15 protein-coding genes are annotated in these 19373 nt (G+C 63.8%); 12 read left to right on the forward strand and 3 right to left on the reverse strand.

Features of this window, described 5'->3' with window-relative positions; translation table 11 throughout:
- The first annotated feature begins 5 nt into the window (after positions 1-5).
- The 8 genes from mtnK to ABMA59_RS15550 all read left to right on the forward strand — a co-directional run bounded on the left by mtnK (position 6) and on the right by ABMA59_RS15550 (position 9984).
- Positions 6-1280 carry an S-methyl-5-thioribose kinase gene (gene mtnK, locus ABMA59_RS15515; protein WP_349006270.1) on the forward strand — a complete coding sequence of 425 codons (1275 nt, stop codon included), beginning with the start codon at positions 6-8 and terminating at the stop codon, positions 1278-1280.
- Complete coding sequence (gene mtnA / locus ABMA59_RS15520; protein WP_349006271.1) at positions 1277-2380, forward strand: S-methyl-5-thioribose-1-phosphate isomerase; 1104 nt, start codon at positions 1277-1279, stop codon at positions 2378-2380. Before mtnK ends, mtnA begins: the two co-directional genes overlap by 4 nt.
- A gap of 340 nt (positions 2381-2720) precedes the next feature.
- Entirely contained in the window at positions 2721-4025 is a 1305-nt protein-coding gene (gene urtA, locus ABMA59_RS15525; protein WP_425475921.1) for an urea ABC transporter substrate-binding protein, read from the forward strand.
- 488 nt (positions 4026-4513) lie between these two features.
- Entirely contained in the window at positions 4514-6085 is a 1572-nt protein-coding gene (gene urtB / locus ABMA59_RS15530) for an urea ABC transporter permease subunit UrtB (RefSeq protein WP_425475922.1), read from the forward strand.
- Positions 6086-6413: 328 nt separating this feature from the next.
- The gene (urtC, locus tag ABMA59_RS15535; RefSeq protein ID WP_349006272.1) at positions 6414-7625 is read left to right on the forward strand and encodes an urea ABC transporter permease subunit UrtC; all 1212 of its coding nucleotides are present in this window, start codon (positions 6414-6416) and stop codon (positions 7623-7625) included.
- 4 nt (positions 7626-7629) lie between these two features.
- Positions 7630-8376 carry an urea ABC transporter ATP-binding protein UrtD gene (gene urtD, locus ABMA59_RS15540; RefSeq protein ID WP_349006273.1) on the forward strand — a complete coding sequence of 249 codons (747 nt, stop codon included), beginning with the start codon at positions 7630-7632 and terminating at the stop codon, positions 8374-8376.
- Between the two features lie 447 nt (positions 8377-8823).
- On the forward strand, positions 8824-9519 hold the full coding sequence (gene urtE, locus ABMA59_RS15545) for an urea ABC transporter ATP-binding subunit UrtE (RefSeq protein WP_349006274.1): 696 nt from the start codon (positions 8824-8826) through the stop codon (positions 9517-9519).
- Between the two features lie 63 nt (positions 9520-9582).
- A complete protein-coding gene (locus ABMA59_RS15550; RefSeq protein ID WP_349006275.1) occupies positions 9583-9984 on the forward strand; it encodes a nuclear transport factor 2 family protein in 402 nt (133 codons plus the stop codon).
- A 62-nt stretch (positions 9985-10046) separates the two neighbouring features.
- On the opposite strand, the gene ABMA59_RS15555 is transcribed toward ABMA59_RS15550, so the two are convergent.
- Complete coding sequence (locus ABMA59_RS15555) at positions 10047-12158, reverse strand: calcium-binding protein (protein WP_349006276.1); 2112 nt, start codon at positions 12156-12158, stop codon at positions 10047-10049.
- 175 nt (positions 12159-12333) lie between these two features.
- Here ABMA59_RS15555 and ABMA59_RS15560 point away from each other — a divergent pair, with 175 nt between their 5' ends.
- From ABMA59_RS15560 to copM, 3 genes are all read left to right on the forward strand, one after another.
- Positions 12334-14817, forward strand: a complete 2484-nt coding sequence (locus tag ABMA59_RS15560; protein ID WP_349006277.1) for a heavy metal translocating P-type ATPase — start codon at positions 12334-12336, stop codon at positions 14815-14817.
- A gap of 176 nt (positions 14818-14993) precedes the next feature.
- Positions 14994-15386, forward strand: a complete 393-nt coding sequence (cueR, locus tag ABMA59_RS15565; RefSeq protein ID WP_349006278.1) for a Cu(I)-responsive transcriptional regulator — start codon at positions 14994-14996, stop codon at positions 15384-15386.
- A gap of 32 nt (positions 15387-15418) precedes the next feature.
- On the forward strand, positions 15419-15802 hold the full coding sequence (copM, locus tag ABMA59_RS15570; RefSeq protein ID WP_349006279.1) for a CopM family metallochaperone: 384 nt from the start codon (positions 15419-15421) through the stop codon (positions 15800-15802).
- A 12-nt stretch (positions 15803-15814) separates the two neighbouring features.
- Here copM and ABMA59_RS15575 read toward each other — a convergent pair whose 3' ends face one another.
- Together ABMA59_RS15575 and ABMA59_RS15580 are read right to left on the reverse strand one after the other, a co-directional pair.
- A complete protein-coding gene (locus ABMA59_RS15575) occupies positions 15815-16645 on the reverse strand; it encodes a potassium channel family protein (RefSeq protein WP_349006280.1) in 831 nt (276 codons plus the stop codon).
- 18 nt (positions 16646-16663) lie between these two features.
- On the reverse strand, positions 16664-17830 hold the full coding sequence (locus ABMA59_RS15580; protein WP_349006281.1) for a diphosphate--fructose-6-phosphate 1-phosphotransferase: 1167 nt from the start codon (positions 17828-17830) through the stop codon (positions 16664-16666).
- 222 nt (positions 17831-18052) lie between these two features.
- Here ABMA59_RS15580 and gabT point away from each other — a divergent pair, with 222 nt between their 5' ends.
- The gene (gene gabT / locus ABMA59_RS15585; protein WP_349006282.1) at positions 18053-19339 is read left to right on the forward strand and encodes a 4-aminobutyrate--2-oxoglutarate transaminase; all 1287 of its coding nucleotides are present in this window, start codon (positions 18053-18055) and stop codon (positions 19337-19339) included.
- Positions 19340-19373 lie beyond the last annotated feature (34 nt).

Here is a 19373-nt window from a genome sequence, read left to right on the forward strand (position 1 = left end):
CCACGATGACGGCTCATGATGCCTTCAAGGCATTGACGGTTGAGACGCTGCCGGCTCGGCTGGGCGGGCTCGAGGCTATGCGGTCGCGGGTCGGGGCGGATACGGCAGCGTGGCGGGTGCGCGAGGTCGGCGACGGCAACCTCAATCTCGTCTTCATCGTCGAGGGGCCTGTGGGCGGCGTCGTGGTCAAGCAGGCGCTGCCCTATGTCCGTCTCGTCGGCGATTCCTGGCCGCTGCCGCTGAAGCGTTCCTTCTTCGAATATCACGCGCTGACCCGGCAGGAGGCGCGGAATCCGGGCTCGACGCCGAAGATTTTTCATTTCGACGAGTCGCAGGCGCTGATCGTGATGGAGTTCCTCACGCCGCACATCATCCTTCGGCGCGGGCTGATCGCTGGCAACATCTACCCCAAGGTCGGGCGAGACCTCGGCGTGTTCATGGCCCGCACGCTGTTCCGCGGCTCCGATTTTCAAATGGAGACGCGGCAGCGCAAAGCGGACCTGGCGCTGTTCGCGGACAATGTCGAGCTCTGCGACATCACCGAAAACCTCGTCTTCTCCGATCCGTATTTCGATGCGAAACTCAACCGCCACACCTCACCGCAACTCGACCCGCTGGTTGCTGAACTGCGGGCCGACCGCGACCTGAAGGTCGAGGCGCAGCGGCTGAAGCATCTGTTCGCGGCCAATGCCGAGACGCTGGTACATGGTGATCTGCATACCGGCTCGATCATGGTCACCGATGCCGACACGCGCATGATCGACCCGGAATTCGCTTTCTACGGGCCGATGGCGTTCGACGTCGGCATGGCGCTGGCGAATTTCTGGATGGCCTTCTTCTCGCAGCGCGGCCATGAAAAGGCGCCGGGCGACCGCGAGGCCATGCGTGCGTACTTGCTCGACGTGGTCATCCAGGCGTGGTCGGTGTTCCGCGCCGAGTTTTCCAACCTCTGGCGTACCAAGCGCACCGGCATCCTCTACCAGAAGAGCCTGTTCGAGGATCAGGATGATGTGCTCGCCGCCGAGCAGGCGCTCGGCCATGTGCTGCATCAGCTCTTCGACGACATGCTGGGGTTTGCCGGCGTCGAGTGCCACCGGCGCATCCTCGGCCTCGCCCACAATGCCGATTTCGAGGCGATCGAGGACACGGACCTGCGCGCCTCCTGCGAGGCCAAGGCGCTGCGTTTCGGCCGGCATCTGGTTGTCAACCGCCGGAACATCCACGGCATCGAGGAAGTTAACAATCTGGCTGAGCTGATCGAGAAGGAGCCCGCCCTATGAAGGTCGGCGACACGCACTACCGCACCATCTGGCTGAACAAGGATGGCCGCTCGGTCGACATCATCGACCAGCGCTGGCTGCCCCATGCTTTCCGAATCGAGACAGTGGACACGGTCGACGGCATCGCCACGGCGATCCGCGACATGTGGGTGCGCGGGGCGCCGCTGATCGGGGTGACCGCCGCCTATGGCGTCGCCTTGCAGATGGCGGACGATCCCTCCGACGAGGCGCTGAAAGCCGTCTGGCATAAGCTCCACGAGACGCGCCCGACCGCCATCAATCTGCGCTGGGCGTTGGACGAGATGACGCGCGTGCTGAAAGCTTTGCCGGCTTCCGAACGGGCCAAGGCTGCCTATAAACGCGCGGCAGAAATCGCCGACGAGGATGTCGAGCTCAATCGGTCGATCGGCCGCAACGGCCTGAAGATCATCCGCGACATCGCAGCCCGCAAGAAGCCAGGCGAACCGGTCAACATCCTCACCCATTGCAATGCCGGATGGCTGGCGACCGTCGACTACGGCACGGCGACCGCGCCGGTCTATCTCGCGGTGGAGGCGGGCATTCCGGTGCACGTCTTCGTCGACGAGACGCGGCCGCGCAACCAGGGAGCCCAGCTCACGGCTTGGGAGATGGCCGGGCTCGGCGTGCCGCACACTTTGATCGTCGACAATGCCGGCGGGCATCTGATGCAGCACGGCGAGGTCGACATGGTGATCGTCGGCACCGACCGCACCACCGCCAATGGTGACGTTTGCAACAAGATCGGCACCTATCTGAAGGCGCTCGCCGCCGCCGCCAACGGCGTTCCGTTCTATGTCGGGCTGCCGTCGCCGACGATCGACTGGACGGTGGCCGACGGGCTCAAGGAAATTCCGATCGAGGAACGCTCCGCCGACGAGGTGTCGCTGGTATGGGGCAGGGCGGGCAATGGCGAGATCGCGCAGGTCCGCATCTCGCCCGACGCGACGCCGGCCCGCAACCCGGCCTTCGACGTGACGCCGGCGCGGCTGGTGACCGGACTGATCACCGAGCGCGGAGTGGCGAAAGCTTCGCGCGAAGGGTTGCTGGAGCTGTTTCCGGAACGCCGCCAGGCTGCCTAGGCACCGTCAACGACCTGTTTGAAGCCGGCGAATGTTTTGTGGGAGCCATGCCTGTGACGGGCTTGGCTCCGACGTCACACGTTGCCCCTCGCTTCTGCCCAAAAAATATCCAGTATCCGTTTTTTGATGCAAAGATAGGCACACTGCCGCCGAGCCTGCGCAAAAAAATCTCACGCCGATACTAAGCCGCGCAAGCATCTTGCAGGGCGAATCCAAGCGGCGGCACGGTAAACGCCTGTAAACAATCCGTTAATTCTGGGTTTCCGCGACGTCTCCGACAACTGGCACGGGGGTTGCATCGCTTGCTGCGGTGCAACAACCCAGTTCCGGAGGTGTCCATATGAGGGGTTTCCAAACAACCATAAGAAGTCTGTTCGCGGCGGGGGCGCTGGCGGCCGGCTTGAGCATGGCCGCGCCGGCCATGGCGCAGGATGACACGATCAAGGTCGGCATCCTGCATTCGCTGTCGGGTACGATGGCGATTTCCGAGACGACGCTGAAGGACACGATGCTGTTCCTCATCGACGAGCAGAACAAGAAGGGCGGCCTGCTGGGCAAGAAGCTTGAAGCCGTTGTCGTCGATCCGGCGTCCGACTGGCCGCTCTTCGCCGAGAAGGCGCGCGAGCTGATCGAGAAGGACAAGGTTGCCGCCGTTTTCGGCTGCTGGACGTCGGTGTCGCGCAAGTCCGTGCTGCCGGTGTTCGAGGAGCTGAACAATCTGCTGTTCTATCCTGTCCAGTATGAGGGCGAGGAGAGCCAGCGAAATGTGTTCTACACGGGTGCCGCGCCGAACCAGCAGGCCATTCCCGCCGTCGACTATCTGATGAACGAGGAGGGCGTGCAGCGCTGGGTGCTGGCCGGCACCGACTACGTCTACCCGCAGACCACCAACAAGATCCTGCAGGCCTATCTCGAATCCAAGGGCGTGGCCAAGGAAGACATCATGGTCAACTACACGCCGTTCGGCCATTCCGACTGGCAAACCATCGTCACCGACATCAAGAATTTCGGCTCGGCCGGCAAGAAGACCGCTGTCGTCTCGACCATCAATGGCGACGCCAACGTGCCGTTCTACAAGGAACTGGCGAACCAGGGCATCAAGGCCGAGGACATCCCGGTCGTCGCCTTCTCGGTCGGTGAAGAAGAACTCGCCGGCCTCGATACCGCGCCGCTGGTTGGCCATCTGACCGCCTGGAATTATTTCCAGTCGGTCGACACACCTGAGAATGCCGACTTCATCGCCAAGTGGAAGGAGTACACGAAAAACCCGAAGCGCGTGACCAACGACCCGATGGAGGCCCATGTTATCGGCTTCAACATGTGGGTGAAGGCGGTCGAGAAGGCCGGAACCACCGATCCGGACGCCGTCATCGACGCCATCGTCGGCGTGTCGGTGCCGAACCTGTCGGGCGGCTTCTCCACCATGATGCCGAACCACCACATCACCAAGCCGGTGCTGATCGGCGAAATCCAGGCCGACGGCCAGATGGAAACGGTGTGGCAGACCTCCGGCCTGGTGGTCGGCGACGAGTGGTCCGATTACCTGCCCGACTCCAAGGACCTGATCTCGGATTGGCGCGCGCCGATGTCCTGCGGCAACTTCAACGTCGCTACCGGCAAATGCGGCGGCAAGGGCGTCAACTAAGCGCATCCTCTCAAGTGACAGCGCGACCCCGGGCGGGCTTTCCCTCCCTCGCACGGGGAACTCTTTCCCAAAGGCCCCTGTTTGCAATGACTTGCAGTATTCCTTCGTACCCCTCGCTTGCCTGCCGACAGTTTAGGCAGGGTGATCGTACTCGGTCCGGGGCGAGTTCCGTCCAACACCCCTCATCCGACCTCGCTTCGCGAGGCCACCTTCTCCCACAGCGGGAGAAGGTGGAGTGCTGCAGTTCCGGCTCTGCAAATCTCCAACGTTGGCAATTTGCGGCGGCATTGTCGCGAAACTCCACCTTCTCCCCTTGTGGGAGAAGGTCGCCTCGCGAAGCGAGGTCGGATGAGGGGTGTTGGACGGAGCGCCACGCAAACAAGGAGTGCGCTGCCCGTTTCCTGACCGTGTGGCAGCGAGTTTGTCTGGCAAGACGGTTGCAGAGCACGTTTTTCGCAATCTTACTGTTTCTTCTCTCGCTATTTGCCGTGTTCCTTTCCCCCGCCGCTGCCGACGAAGCGGCGCTACGGACAGCCGTTGCAAAATTCGCGACGGTGAAAAATTTCCCCGAGACGGAGGCGGTCGTCCGGGAACTGGCTGCGACCGGTGATCCGGCCGTCGCGAGGCCGCTCACGGCGCTGTCCGACGGCGATCTCTATTTCCGGAAAGCGGACGCGGCCGTTCTCATCGGCAAGGAGAGCGGCCAGACGGTGAAACTCGCCGATCCGCTGACCGGCGCCGAGGCCGGCACGGCGGCGAAGGCGGAAGTCGCCAAGGTCAAGGTCAACAACAGCCTGCGCCGCGCGATCCGCGAGGCATTGGGTGGGCTGACCCTGAGCTCGCCGGACCCGGCTGCCAGGCTCGCCGCCGCGCAGACCATGTTCAAGGCGCCCGACGCCAATTCCATCGAAGCGCTCGACGCCGCGATCCTCAATGAGACCGTCGCCAGCGTGAAAAAGCAACTTGAGCAGGCGCGCGCCGCCGCCGTTCTGGTGTCCGACCTGCCCGCCAGCGAGAAGCTGGCGGCAATCGCCGTGCTGGAGGCGCGCGGCGACCGCGACGCGCTGTCGCAACTCACGGCGGTCCAGGCAAAGTCCGACGGCGCGGTCAAGGATGCCGCTACGGCCGCCATCAACACGATCAACTCGTCGCTGGCGCTGTGGGCCGCCGGCCAGAACGTCTGGTACGGCATCTCGCTCGGCTCGGTGCTGCTCCTGGCGGCGATCGGGCTCGCCATCACCTTCGGCGTCATGGGCGTCATCAACATGGCGCATGGCGAGATGGTGATGCTCGGCGCCTACACGACCTATGTCGTGCAGGAGGTGATCCGCAGTTCCGCGCCCGGCCTGTTCGATTGGTCGCTGGCGATTGCCCTGCCGCTCGCCTTCCTTGTCGCCGCCGCCGTCGGCTTCGCCATCGAGCGCGGCATCATCCGATTCCTCTACGGCCGCCCGCTGGAGACGCTGCTCGCCACCTGGGGCGTGTCGCTGATCATCCAGCAGGCGGTGCGCACCATTTTCGGGCCGACCAACCGCGAGGTCGGCAACCCGTCCTGGATGTCCGGCGCGTTCGAACTCGGCCAGCTTTCGATCACCTGGAACCGGTTGTGGATCCTGTGCTTCGCGCTCGCCGTATTCTTCGTGCTGCTTTTTGTCATGAAGCGCACGCCCTGGGGCCTGCAGATGCGGGCCGTGACTGCCAACCGTCGCATGGCCGCATCGATGGGCATCCGCACGCCATGGGTCGACGCGCTGACCTTCGCGCTCGGGTCCGGCATCGCAGGTATCGCCGGCGTCGCGCTCAGCCAGATCGACAACGTCTCGCCCAATCTCGGCCAGGGTTACATCATCGACAGTTTCATGGTCGTGGTGTTCGGCGGCGTCGGCAATCTCTGGGGCACGCTGGTCGGCGCGCTGTCGCTCGGCATCCTCAACAAGTTCCTCGAACCTTACGCGGGGGCGGTGCTCGGAAAAATCCTGGTTCTGGTGCTGATCATCCTGTTCATCCAGAAGCGCCCGCGCGGGCTGTTCGCGCTCAAGGGGCGGGCGGTGGAAGCATGATCGAGGATTTTGCCGCCACTCTTTCCCTCCAAGGGGCAAGGCAGCCGCATATCGGCTCGCGCCGTCAGGCCATCCTCCACGCCGGCACCACCCCCTCTCCGCCTCGCTCCGCTCGGCACCTCTCCCCCTGCCCGGGGGAGAGGATAGCCGGCCGCAATGAGGGCGCTTCAAAAGGCACCGCCAATCCTCTCCCCCGGGCAGGGGGAGAGGTGTCGAGGCGAAGCCGAGACGGAGAGGGGGTGGTGCCGAGACGAGCCAGCGAAGCTGGATCGGATCGGATGGTTGCCCATGCAATTGCACTCTGTGCTTCTTCCCGGAGATCCCAACCATGATCTCCGGAAAGTTTTTCGCCGCCGGCGCCGACCGCCGCATCGCCATCACCATCATGATCCTGGTCGCCATCGCGATCATCGTGCCGGCGCTCAATATTCTGGTGCCGCCGGATTCTGCGCTCCACGTGCCTTCCTACATGGTGGCGCTGACCGGAAAATATCTCTGCTATGCGCTGCTGGCGCTGTCGCTCGACCTGGTCTGGGGTTATTGCGGCATCCTCTCGCTCGGCCACGGCGCCTTCTTCGCGCTTGGTGGCTATGCGATGGGCATGTATCTGATGCGCCAGATCGGCGACCGGGGGGTATACGGCAACCCGACCCTGCCGGACTTCATGGTCTTCCTGAACTACAAGGAGCTGCCCTGGTTCTGGTACGGCTTCGACCAGTTCTGGTTCGCCGCTGTGATGGTGATGCTGGTGCCCGGCCTGCTCGCCTTCGTGTTCGGCTGGTTTGCATTCCGTAGCCGGGTCACCGGCGTTTATCTGTCGATCATCACCCAGGCGATGACCTATGCGCTGTTGCTCGCCTTCTTCCGCAACGACATGGGATTCGGCGGCAACAACGGCTTGACCGATTTCAAGGATATTCTCGGCTTCAACGTGCAGGCCAACACGACGCGCTCGGCGCTGTTCGCGGCCAGCGCGCTGGCGCTGGCACTGGGCGTCTATGTCACTTGGCGTATCATCGGCTCGAAATACGGAAAGCTGCTGATGGCGGTGCGCGACGCCGAGAGTCGCACGCGCTTCCTCGGCTGGCGGGCGGAGAACGTAAAACTCTTCGCCTTCACCGTGTCGGCGGTCATGGCGGGCATCGCCGGTGCGCTCTACGTGCCGCAGGTAGGCATCATCAATCCGGGCGAGTTCGATCCGGCCAACTCGATCGAAGTGGTGGTGTGGACGGCCGTCGGCGGCCGCGCAACAATAGTCGGGCCGATCATCGGCGCGCTGCTCGTCAATGCCGGCAAAAGCTGGTTCACCGGCGTGCTGCCGGAATTCTGGCTGTTCGCGTTGGGCGGGCTGTTCGTGTTCGTCACCCTGTTCCTGCCGAAAGGCGTGATCGGTGCCTGGGACCAGTGGCGAGCCGGCGCTAAACGCGGCGCAAAGCCGGCTGCCGAGGGCGAAGGACCTGAGGCACCGCGCGCGGAGACGAAACACGTTCCCGTACTCAGGCCACCGCATGGCGGGCTGGCACCGCAGCCGGCGGAGTGAAGCGATGTCGAAAAGCGGAACCATCCTCTATCTCGACGGTGTGTCGCGATCCTTCGACGGCTTCAAGGCGATCAACAATCTCTCCTTGGTGCTCGATAAGGGCGAGATGCGCGCCATCATTGGTCCGAACGGGGCCGGCAAGACGACGATGATGGATATCATCACCGGCAAGACCAGGCCGGATACCGGCGAGGTTTTCTACGACGGTCAGATCGACCTCACAAAGCACGACGAGGCCGAGATCGCCATGATGGGCATCGGCCGGAAATTCCAGAAGCCTACGGTTTTCGAGAGCCATACGGTCGAGGACAATATCGTGCTGTCGCTCAAAGGGCCTCGCTCGATCTTTCCGGCGCTGTTTCACCGGCGGTCGGCCGAGGAGCAGCGGCGCATCGACGAGATTTTCTCCACCATCCGCCTCGGCGACAAGCGGCACGACCTCGCTGCCAACCTGTCGCACGGCCAGAAGCAATGGCTGGAGATCGGCATGCTCCTGGCGCAGGACCCGAAGCTACTCCTGGTCGACGAACCTGTCGCCGGCATGACCGACGCGGAGACGGAAGAGACGGCGCGGCTGCTGAAGGAAATCAACAAGACGCATTCCGTGGTGGTGGTCGAGCACGACATGCATTTCGTGCGCGAGCTTGGGGTCAAGGTCACCTGCCTGCACGAGGGCTCGGTGCTCTCAGAAGGCACGCTCGATTTTGTGTCGTCCGACGAGCGTGTCGTCGAAGTCTATCTGGGGCGGTGATGGCGATGTGGCGGGTTTGCCTCGAGAGATTTCACGCCGCGCCGGACCAGCGCTCATCATCCCGTAGGTCGCTTCGCTTTCCCCCTTCTCCAAAAAGAGGAGAGGAGGGAAGGCCATGCATAGGCATCGGCCAATCGTCGATGATGGACATTTATCGAACGGTTGCTGCCCGATCTCGCTTTCTTCCCATTTTGAGGAAGGTGTCGGGCGAAGGCATTCGAGAGATAATTACTCGGCCCCACATTTCGAGCAGTTTCACCAACCTCCCCTGGCGCGCCGGAAGGTTCGCCACCCCCGCCGTCGAGGCGGCGGGGGCGCGGGGGGACCAGGTGCAGGGGACAGTTTACTTTTTGCCCCTTGCGCGAACGCTGGAACTGCTGCGGCCAAAGTGGGGCAAGAAAGTAAACTGTCCCCGGGCATTCACCCCGCAATCCCCGGAGCCCAATCATGCTTGAGGTCAAGGACGCCACGCTCCACTACGGCGCGGCGCAGGCGCTGCGCGGCGTTTCGTTGAAGGCCGACGCGGCAAAGATCACCTGCGTGCTCGGCCGCAACGGGGTCGGAAAAACCAGTTTGATGAGATCGATCGTCGGCCACCACAGGCTGACGAGCGGCACGATAGCCTTCGAGGGGAAGGCGCTCGACCGGAGCGCGGCGTATGATCGCGCCCGGTCGGGCATCGCATTCGTACCGCAGGGGCGGGAGGTGTTTCCGCTGCTGACGGTCAAGGAGAACCTCGAATCCGGTTTCGCGCCGCTGAAACGGGCGGACCGCACCGTGCCGCCGCATGTGTTCGAGCTTTTCCCGGTGCTGAAGCAGATGCTGTCGCGGCGCGGCGGCGACCTTTCAGGCGGCCAGCAGCAGCAACTCGCCATCGGCCGGGCTCTGGTGATGCGGCCGAAGCTTCTGGTGCTGGACGAGCCCACAGAGGGCATCCAGCCGTCGATCATCAAGGATATCGGCCGCGCCATCCGCTACCTCAGAGACACGGCCGGCATCGCCATCCTGCTGGTCGAACAATATCTGGATTTCTGCCGCGAACTCGCTGACGAGGTCAACATCATGGACCGCGGCCAGGTGGTCCATACCGGCCCCGCGGAAGATCTCGACCGGCCGGACGTGAGGAAGTTCCTGACAGTATAACCGGACTTTTCTTGCGCTGGGGAAAGACGCATTATTCTCTTCTCAACGGGAGGAGGGTAACGCATGAACGCCGTCGATACCGTCAAGAAAGTCTACGAGCTTTATGTGGGTGGAGACATGGAAGGTGCATTGTCGTTATGCGCACCCGAAGCCTGCTACGCATGGAAAGCAGATCCCGGCTATACACGGTTCTGCGGAACTGGAACCGGGCTGGATCAATTTCGGCAACGACTCCAGCTTCTTCAAGAAGTCTTCCACTACAATTCCTTCCGGATTGTTTCGATCTTTGGCGACGATGAGCGAGTTGCCGCCGTGACCGAGCTGGAACTGACTCATAAGGCCAGCAACAAGCAGGTGCGGCTGGAGAACGCGCATTTCTGGACGGTCAAGGACGGCAAGGTCACCGAACTCGCCGAGTATTTCGACAGCGCCATGGTGGCCGAAATCGACAAGGTAGCGGCGTAGCCAGCGGGACGTCGAAGCGGCCCGGAGGCCGCCTCGGTCGCCGAGCGAGCCGGTTGTTCCGGTCAGAGCAGCAGGTCGGACGAGTTCAAGGTCGTGCCGACGACATGGATGGCCATCTCGGGGTCGATGTCCGTATCCAGGTTGACCTCGACGAGGAAATTGTCACCGGATAGCGAGGTGATCCGCACCTGGTAGGCCGCCGAGAAGGCGCCGTTGACATAGCTGAGCGGCTGGTCGCCGAACACATTGGGATCGGTGTCGATCGGCCTGAGGTCGATCTTGTCGCCCTCGGCACGGGAGAAATCCATCACCTTGTCGAGGGTGCCGGAGACAGGCGAGTCGCCTGCGTCGAAGACGAAGCGGTCGGCGCCCGCGCCGCCGAAAAGCTGATCCGCGCCGTTGCCGCCGGTGAGATAGTCGTCACCAAGCCCGCCCATCAGCTTGTCGTTGCCGCCGTCGCCGAACAGGCGGTCCTGGCCGCGTCCGCCGAACAGATAGTCGGTGCTGATTGTGCCCGACACCGTGTCCGGGTCGCCATCGGTGTCGAGCAGCAGGCCCGACCTGACGTCCGCAAGTGTCGCGTTGCGGACGGTTATGCGCTCCAGATTGCCGCCCCAGTAGGTGTTGATGACGACGTCGGCGCCCGACTGCACGATATACGGATCGATCGAGGCGAGGTCGCCGACATGCATGCCACGCAGGTCGATCCTGTCGCCGGCGGCGAAGTCGCCGATGGTGTCGCCGCCAAAACCGCGCTCGTCATAGACGAAGACGTCGTTGCCGGTGCCGCCGCGCAGCAGATCGCTGCCGTTGCCGCCATAGAGATAGTCGTCGCCGACGCCGGCATTGATGTGGTCGTTGCCGCCTTCGCCATAGATCCGGTCCTGGCCGCGCCCGCCGAACAAGTAGTCGGAGCTGATCGTGCCGGAGAGTGTCAGCGGATCGGTGTCGGGGTCGACCTTGATGGCGGCCTTGACCGCGTCCAGCGTGGCGTCGCGGATGGTGATGCGCTCCAGATTACCGCCCCAATAGGTGCTGATGACGACGTCGTCGCCGGACTGCACGATGTAGGGCGTGATGCTCTGGATGTCGCCGACGTGGATGCCGCGCAGGTCGATCTTGTCGCCGGCGGCGAAGTCGCCGATCGTGTCGCCGCCGAAGCCGCGGCTGTCATAGACGAACAGGTCGTTGCCGGCGCCGCCGCGCAGCAGGTCGCTGCCGTTGCCGCCGGTGAGGTAGTCGTTGCCGACGCCGCCGTTGAGCTGGTCGTTGCCGCCGTCGCCGTAGAGACGGTCCTGGCCGCGCCCGCCGAACAGGGTGTCGGCGCTGATCGTGCCGGAGACCGTGCGCGGATCGGTATCGGCGTTGAGCTTGATCTGGGCGAGCACATTGGCCAGCGTGGCGTTCTGGATGGTGACGCGCTCCACATTGCCGCCCCAGGAGGTGGTCATGACGACATCGCTGCCGGACTGGACGAGGTAGGGCCTGATGGTGTCGAGATCGCCGACATTCATGCCGCGCAGGTCGAGCCGGTCGCCGGTGGTGAAGTCGGCGATGGTGTCCGAGCCGAAGCCCCGGCTGCCATAGCCGAAGAAGTCGTTGCCGGCGCCGCCGCGCAGGAGGTCATTGCCGTTCTCGCCATAGATGTAGTCGTTGCCGACGCCGCCATTGATCTCGTCGTCTCCGCCGCCGCCATAGATGCGGTCCTGGCCGCGTCCGCCGAACAGCACGTCGTCGCTGATGGTGCCGGAAATGGTCAGCGGGTCGCTGTTCGGATTGAGGCGGATCGAGGCCAGCACGTCGGCCAGCGTGGCGTTCTGGACGGTGATGCGTTCCATGTTGCCGCCATAGAAGGTGCCGATGACGACGTCGTCGCCGACCTGCGTGACATAAGGCTTGATGCTGTCGAGGTCGCCGACATTGATGCCGCTGAGATCGATCTTGTCGCCGGTGGTGAAGTCGGTGATCGTGTCGGCGCCGAAGCCGCGCGAATCATAGGCAAAAATGTCGCTGCCGGCGCCGCCGGTCATGGTGTCGTTGCCCGATCCGCCGACAATTGTGTCGTTTCCGCCGCCCCCCAGCAGCGTGTCGTTTCCGCCGTAGCCATAGATGTAGTCGTTGGCGGAACCGCCCGTGAGTGTGTTGTCGCCGATCGTGCCTTCGATCACAGCCATTCAGGACTCCTTTTTGGGCTGTTGAGGGGGTGGCATGCTTAAAGCGCAACCATGACGTGTCAATCACAGCCGGCTCTCCTGCGGTTGGACCAGCCGGCAATTGTGGGAAAAAACCGCTTGACCTTCCAGTGACTGGAAAGATTACGGTCCGAACCTACATAGGAATGACACGGGAATGACGGCCTTGAACCATCATCACCATACGAATCACCGGCACGAGGGCGGGACGGCATCCGAGGTCGTGCGCGATCCGGTCTGCGGCATGACCGTCGACCCGGCTGCGGGAAAACCGTCGCTGGAGCATGGCGGCCGCACCTACCACTTCTGCTGCAACGGCTGCAAAGCCAAGTTCGAGGCCGATCCGGAGCGCTATCTGGAAGCAAAGGACCCGGTTTGCGGCATGACGGTGAAGCGCGCCAGCGCGAAACACTATGTGCGCCATGAAGGCACGGGCAACTATTTCTGCTCGACCGGATGCAAATCGAAGTTCGAAAATGAGCCGGCAAAATATCTCGGCGAACGAAAGCCCGAGCCGCCGGCGCCGAAGGGCACGAAGTACACCTGTCCGATGCATCCGGAAGTGGTGCGCGACGGACCCGGCTCCTGCCCGAAATGCGGCATGGCACTGGAGCCGATGGGCGTGCCGACCGGCGAGGAGGGGCCGAACCCCGAACTCGTCGACTTCACCCGCCGCCTGTGGGTCAGCGCAATCCTGTCGATCCCGCTGCTGGTGCTGACCATGGGCCCGATGCTCGGCCTGCCGGTTCGCGATTGGCTTGGAGAGCAGGTATCGGTCTGGATCGAACTTGTGCTCGCCACGCCCGTCGTGCTGTGGGCGGCGATCCCGTTCTTCCATCGTGGTTATGAATCGATCGTCAATCGCAGCCCGAACATGTGGACGCTGATCTCGATCGGTGTCGGCGCGGCCTATGTGTTCAGCGTCGTCGCCACGCTGTTCCCGGACATTTTTCCGCACGAGATGCGCGGGCATGGGGGCGCCGTGCCCGTCTATTTCGAGGCGGCCGCCGTCATCGTGGCGCTGGTGTTCCTGGGCCAGGTGCTAGAGCTGAAGGCGCGCGAGCGCACCGGCTCGGCGATCCGCGCGCTGCTCGACCTCGCGCCGAAGATCGCGCGGCGGATCGGCAAGGACGGCGGCGAGACCGACGTGCCGCTCGACCAGGTGGAGGCCGGCGACCTCCTGCGCATCCGCCCCGGCGAGAGTGTGCCGGTCGACGGCATCGTCGAGGACGGCCGCTCATCCGTGGACGAATCGATGCTGACCGGCGAGCCGCTGCCGATCGAGAAGGCCAAGGGCGATGCGCTGACCGGCGGCACGCTCAACCGCAATGGCACGCTGGTGATACGCGCCGAAAAGGTCGGCGCCGACACCATGCTGTCGCGCATCGTCGAGATGGTGGCCAAGGCGCAGCGCAGCCGCGCGCCGATCCAGGGGCTGGCCGACACGGTTTCCTACTACTTCGTTCCGGCGGTGGTGCTGGTGGCGATTGTAGCCTTCGCGGTGTGGGCAATCTTCGGGCCGGACCTGACCTTCGCGATCGTGGCGGCCGTGTCCGTACTCATCATCGCCTGTCCCTGCGCGCTGGGGCTGGCGACGCCGATGTCGATCATGACGGCGACCGGGCGCGGCGCGCAGGCCGGCGTGCTGATCAAGGACGCCGAGGCGCTGGAGCGTCTTTCCAAGGTCGACACGCTGATCGTCGACAAGACCGGAACGCTGACCGAGGGCCGGCCGCGTCTCACCGACGTGGTGGCCGCCGGCGGGCTGGACGACGACGCGCTGCTCGGCCTCGCCGCCGCGCTGGAACAGGGTTCCGAACACCCGCTGGCGGAAGCCATCGTCGAAGGCGCGCGCGAGCGCGGTGTCGCCATCGACAAGGTTTCGGCATTCGAGGCGATAACAGGCAAGGGCGTGAAGGGTTTTGTCGCGGGCCACGCGGTGGCGCTCGGTAATGCCGCGATGATGCAGGACATCGGGGTGGACGCCGCAGCGCTCGCACGTCAGGCCGACGCGCTGCGCGCGGAAGGCCGGACGGTGATGTTCGTCGCGCTGGAGGGCCGTCTCGCCGGCTTCGTCGCCGTCGCCGATCCGGTCAAGGGCAATGCCGCCGACGCCATCCGGGTGCTCCACGAAACAGGCGTGAAGATCGTCATGGCGACCGGCGACAATGCGCTGACCGCGAAGTCGGTGGCCAAAAGGCTGGGCATCGACGAGGTTCGGGCCGACATGACGCCGGAAGCCAAACACGCGCTGGTCGAGGAACTGCGCAAAAATGGCGCGGCGGTGGCGATGGCGGGCGACGGCGTCAACGATGCGCCGGCGCTGGCGGCGGCCGATGTCGGCATAGCCATGGGCACGGGCGCCGACGTTGCGCTGGAAAGCGCCGGGATCACGCTGCTCAAGGGCGACCTTTCCGGCATCGTGCGGGCGCGGCGGCTCTCCCAGGCGACCATGCGCAACATCCGCGAAAACCTGTTCTTCGCCTTCGCCTACAATGTCATCGGTGTGCCGGTTGCGGCGGGCGTGCTCTATCCCGTCTTCGGCGCGCTGCTGTCGCCGATGCTGGCCGCGGCCGCCATGAGCCTGTCGTCGGTATCGGTCATCGGCAACGCGCTGAGATTACGGACGCTCAAGCTGTGACCCGCTGCCGCAGCGAAAGGGCTTGAGCTTCCACTTGGTGGAAGCCTTAGGCTGCAAGAAGGACAAATGCCGGGGACAGTTTACTTTTTTCCGCCTGCGCCAACCTTCGTGCGTCGCGGCCCTACAGCGGAAAGATAGTAAACTGTCCCCTGCGCCGAGACCTTAGGAGACACTTCATGAACATTGGAACGGCTTCGGAGAAATCCGGCCTGCCGCCAAAAACCATTCGCTACTACGAGGACATCGGCCTGCTCAGCCCGGGCCGCGCCGACAACGGCTATCGCGATTATTCGACGGCCGACGTGCATCGGCTGAGATTTTTGCAGCGTTCGCGCGGGCTGGGATTTTCGGTCGAGGAATGCCGGCAACTCCTGTCGCTCTACGGAGACACGCATCGCGAGAGCGCCGAGGTCAAGGCGATTGCAGAATCCAAGCTCGTCGAGATCGATCGCAAGATCGCCGAACTCAACGCATTGCGCGCAACCCTCAGCCATCTGGTCCACGCCTGCCACGGCGACCACCGGCCGGAATGCCCGATCCTCGAGGACCTCGCCGGCCATCATCATTGATGGCCCCCTTCGATCATCACAAAGGAACTGAAATGACCAATTCTATGCTTCGCGCCGCCATCGTCGCAGCGACGCTCTCCCTGCCGCTATCGGCTGCCTTAGCGCAGATGGACCACAGCGGCCACACCATGACCCAGGAGACGGCCGCACCGGCGACTCCTGCCGAGACCGGCTACAAGCGTGCTATGGATGCCATGCACAACACGATGTCGAACATGCCCTATTCGGGCAATGCCGATGTCGATTTCGTGCGAGGCATGATCCCGCACCATCAAGCGGCGATCGACATGGCGAAAGTGCAGCTTCAGTACGGCAAGGATCCGGAAATCCGCAAACTGGCCCAGGACATCATTGCCGCCCAGGAGAAGGAGATCGACGAGATGGAGGCCTGGCTGAAGGCCAACGCGCCGAAGTAGGGATATTCCAGCCTATACGGGTCCTTCCGGAGTTTCGTCCGCGCGTCGGGCCTCTCGCTCTTCCCGTTCCCTTTCCTGCGCCAGCCGGTGCTGCTGGATGGCGTCGCTGAACGCGGCGGCCAGGATGCCGGTGGGCATGGCGATCAGGCCGATGCCGGTGATCGCCGTCAGCCCGGCCAGCATCTTTCCGAGCGGTGTCTGTGGAACGACGTCGCCATAGCCGACCGTGGTCAGTGTCGCGATAGACCACCACATGGCGCGCGGAATGCTGCCGAAGGCCGCCGGCTGGCCTTCGCCCTCGATGATGTAAAGCAGCGTCGACGACACCAGCAGCAGCACGGTTGCGATCATCAGGCTCATCAGCAGTTCGTATCGCCGCGAATAGACGGCGTGGCCGATGGCGTTGAAGGCTCTGGAATAGCGCCCCAGCTTTGCCAGCGACAGGATACGCAGCAGCCGGAACAATCTCAGGATCGAGGTTTCGTTACCGTAGAAGGTGAGGAATAGCGTCGACATGGCTAGCAGGTCGATGATCGCCGGCAGCGACAGGGCGTATCGGACATAGCCGAGGAAACCGTCGCCATATCGCGGATCTTCCGCCGAGGTCCACAGCCGCGCCAGATATTCGACCAGGAAGATCGAGCCGAAGACCAGTTCGAGCCCCAGGAACAGATTCTCGTTGCCGACATAGATCGTCGGCTCGCTTTCTAGGATCGCCACCAGCACGGCGGCGGCAATGACCAGCACGATGAATTTGTTGAGCGCCGACAGGCCTTTCCGGTGCCACGCCGTCGGCTGCAGGCGGATGTAGAGCCAGCGCCGCAGCCGGATGTGACGGGACATCGGTGCCTCGGCGGACTCTTAGACGAACGGCTTGCCGACGTCGTATTTCTTCGGCACCAGCCGCTCGAAATAGGCCTTTCCGGCCGGCGCCAGACCGGTGCCGGCTGCGTCGAGAAAATCTTCGGGCATGTGCCGTGTCTTGCCGGCGACATTGATCAGCGGCACTTTTCGCAACACCGTCTTGCCGTTCTCCACCTGCAGCGCCACCGAACCGCCGCCCTCGCCGGCCACGGCAACCGCGAAGGCGCCGGCATCGAATGCTTCCTGCTGATCAACCTTGGAAATCGCGCCGACAAAACCGCGCGGCATGTAGCCCAGCGCATCGACGCGGGCGCGCGCGCCAGGAAGCCCTTCCTTCAGCGCGTGCTCGAAGGCCATGCCGAGATCGCCGCCCGACAGCTTCAGATTGCCATGCGCGTCGCGCTCAAGCTTTTCCGCCGGCACCAGCGTCTCGACCAGCGCGCGGCCATCTTCGGCGGTGACGCCTTCCGACACCGCGACGATGCAGCGCTTGTGTTTCGCCAGCGTACGTTTGACGTCGTCGACGAACTGCTTTGGCGAGAAGGCGCGTTCGGGCACGTAGATCAAATGCGGGCCGGACTCCCCGTCGATGCGCCAGGCGGCCGAGGCCGCGGTGAGGAAGCCGGCATGGCGGCCCATGACGATCGCCACATAGATGCCGGGCAAGGCGCGGAAGTCGAGGTCGGCGGTGAGGAAGGCGCCCGCGACATATTCGGCGGCCGAGATGAAACCCGGCGTATGGTCGTTTTCTTCCAGATCGTTGTCGATGGTCTTGGGCGCATGCACGAAGGCGATTTTTCCGCCCGAGGCATCGGTCAGGATCTGCTGCGTGCCCGACGTGTCGTTGCCGCCGATATAGATGAAGGCCTGCGTATCGATCTTCTGCAGACCTTTCAAAACCACTTCGCAATAGGCGGCGTCCGGCTTGTCGCGGGTAGAGCCAAGGGCGGCGCTCGGCGTGCCGGCGATGCGGCGCAGTTCGGCTTCGGGAATCTCAGTGAGATCGACATAGTTTCCGTCGCGGATGCCGCGCACGCCGTGCAGCGCTCCGAGCACCTTTGCGCCGGGATGCCGCTTGCGTACCTCAAGCGCGGCGCCCACCATGGTCTGGTTGATAACCGCGGTCGGGCCGCCGCCCTGCGCAATCACGAATGTCCCGGCCATAAATCCCTCCGTGTGGTCCTGCCGCAGGTTTAGCGTAGTTTCATGACGGCGCAACCGGCTTCCCTTCCTTCTTCGAGTGAGTGGGAGAAGAAAGTCTTTCATTCCTGGCCGCAGCGGATTTTTGCCTGTGCGCCATACAAAGCCGGGTCGCCACGCTATAGTGGGGGCAAGGAAAGCGCGGAAAACATCCGCCGCAAACAATCGACGAGCCATGAGGAAACCATGTCCGAAAACGCATCGCTTCAAGCCCGCCGCGTCGCCGCGATCCCGCGTGGGGTCGCAACCGCCTATCCGGTGTTCGCCGAGCGCGCCGAGAATTCGGAACTGTGGGACAGGGACGGCCGCCGCTTCATCGATTTCGCCGGCGGCATAGCGGTGCTCAACACCGGCCATCGCCACCCGAAGGTGATCGCCGCGGTCAAGGCGCAGCTTGACGCCTTCACCCATACGGCCTTCCAGATCGTTCCCTATGAGCCGTACATTGCGCTGTGCGAAAAGCTCAACAAGCTGGCCCCTTTCAAGGGCGAGGCAAAGTCCATCCTGTTCTCGACCGGAGCCGAAGCGGTTGAAAACGCGATGAAAATCGCCCGCGCCCATACCGGACGCACCAACGTCATCGCATTCTCCGGCGCCTTCCACGGACGAACCCTTTTCACCAGCGCGCTGACGGGCAAGGTTGCGCCATACAAGAAAAAGTTCGGGCCGATGCCGGCAGGCGTCTGGCACGTGCCTTTCCCGATGCCGCAGGACAATGTGACGGTGGCGGATTCGCTGAGGGCGATCGAATATCTGTTCAGGGCCGACGTCGATCCCGCCAATGTCGCGGCTGTTATCATCGAGCCGGTGCAGGGCGAGGGCGGGTTCCATCCGGCGCCTGTCGAGCTTCTGCAGGCGCTGCGGAAAATCTGCGACGACCACGGCATCGTGCTGGTTGCCGACGAGGTGCAGACGGGTTTTGCACGCACCGGAAAGCTGTTCGGCATCGAGAATTCCGGCGTCGAGCCGGACCTGATCACCATTGCCAAGTCGCTGGCTGGCGGGTTCCCGCTGTCGGGCGTCGTCGGCAAGGCGGCGATCATGGACGCGCCCGACCCGGGCGGCCTGGGAGGCACCTATGCCGGCAGCCCGATCGCCTGCGCGGCGGCACTGGCAGTGTTGGATGTCATTGAAGAAGAAGGGCTTCTGGCGCGTTCGAACGCGCTGGGCGAGCGCATCAAGGGCGAATTGGAGCGGATTTCCAGGCGCAACGACACGGTGGCGATGGGGTTCATCCGTGGGCCGGGCGCGATGGTGGCGTTCGATGTGCTGAAGGGGCGCGGCGCCAGCGAACCCGACGCCGACGCGACCAAGCGGGTGACGCAGGCAGCGCTTGCCGAAGGGCTGGTGCTGCTTTCCTGCGGCGTGCATGCCAACACGATCCGGATCCTCATGCCCCTGACGATCTCCGACGAGATTTTGGCGGAAGGCATGGGCAAGCTTGAGAAGGCGCTGGTTGCGGCGAACGCCTAGGCTGGTGTGAGCCGGATAGATTAGGCCTGACTTT

Origin of the sequence: Mesorhizobium yinganensis (assembly GCF_040081985.1) — a bacterium.
GTDB classification, from domain to species: Bacteria; Pseudomonadota; Alphaproteobacteria; order Rhizobiales; family Rhizobiaceae; genus Kumtagia; species Kumtagia yinganensis.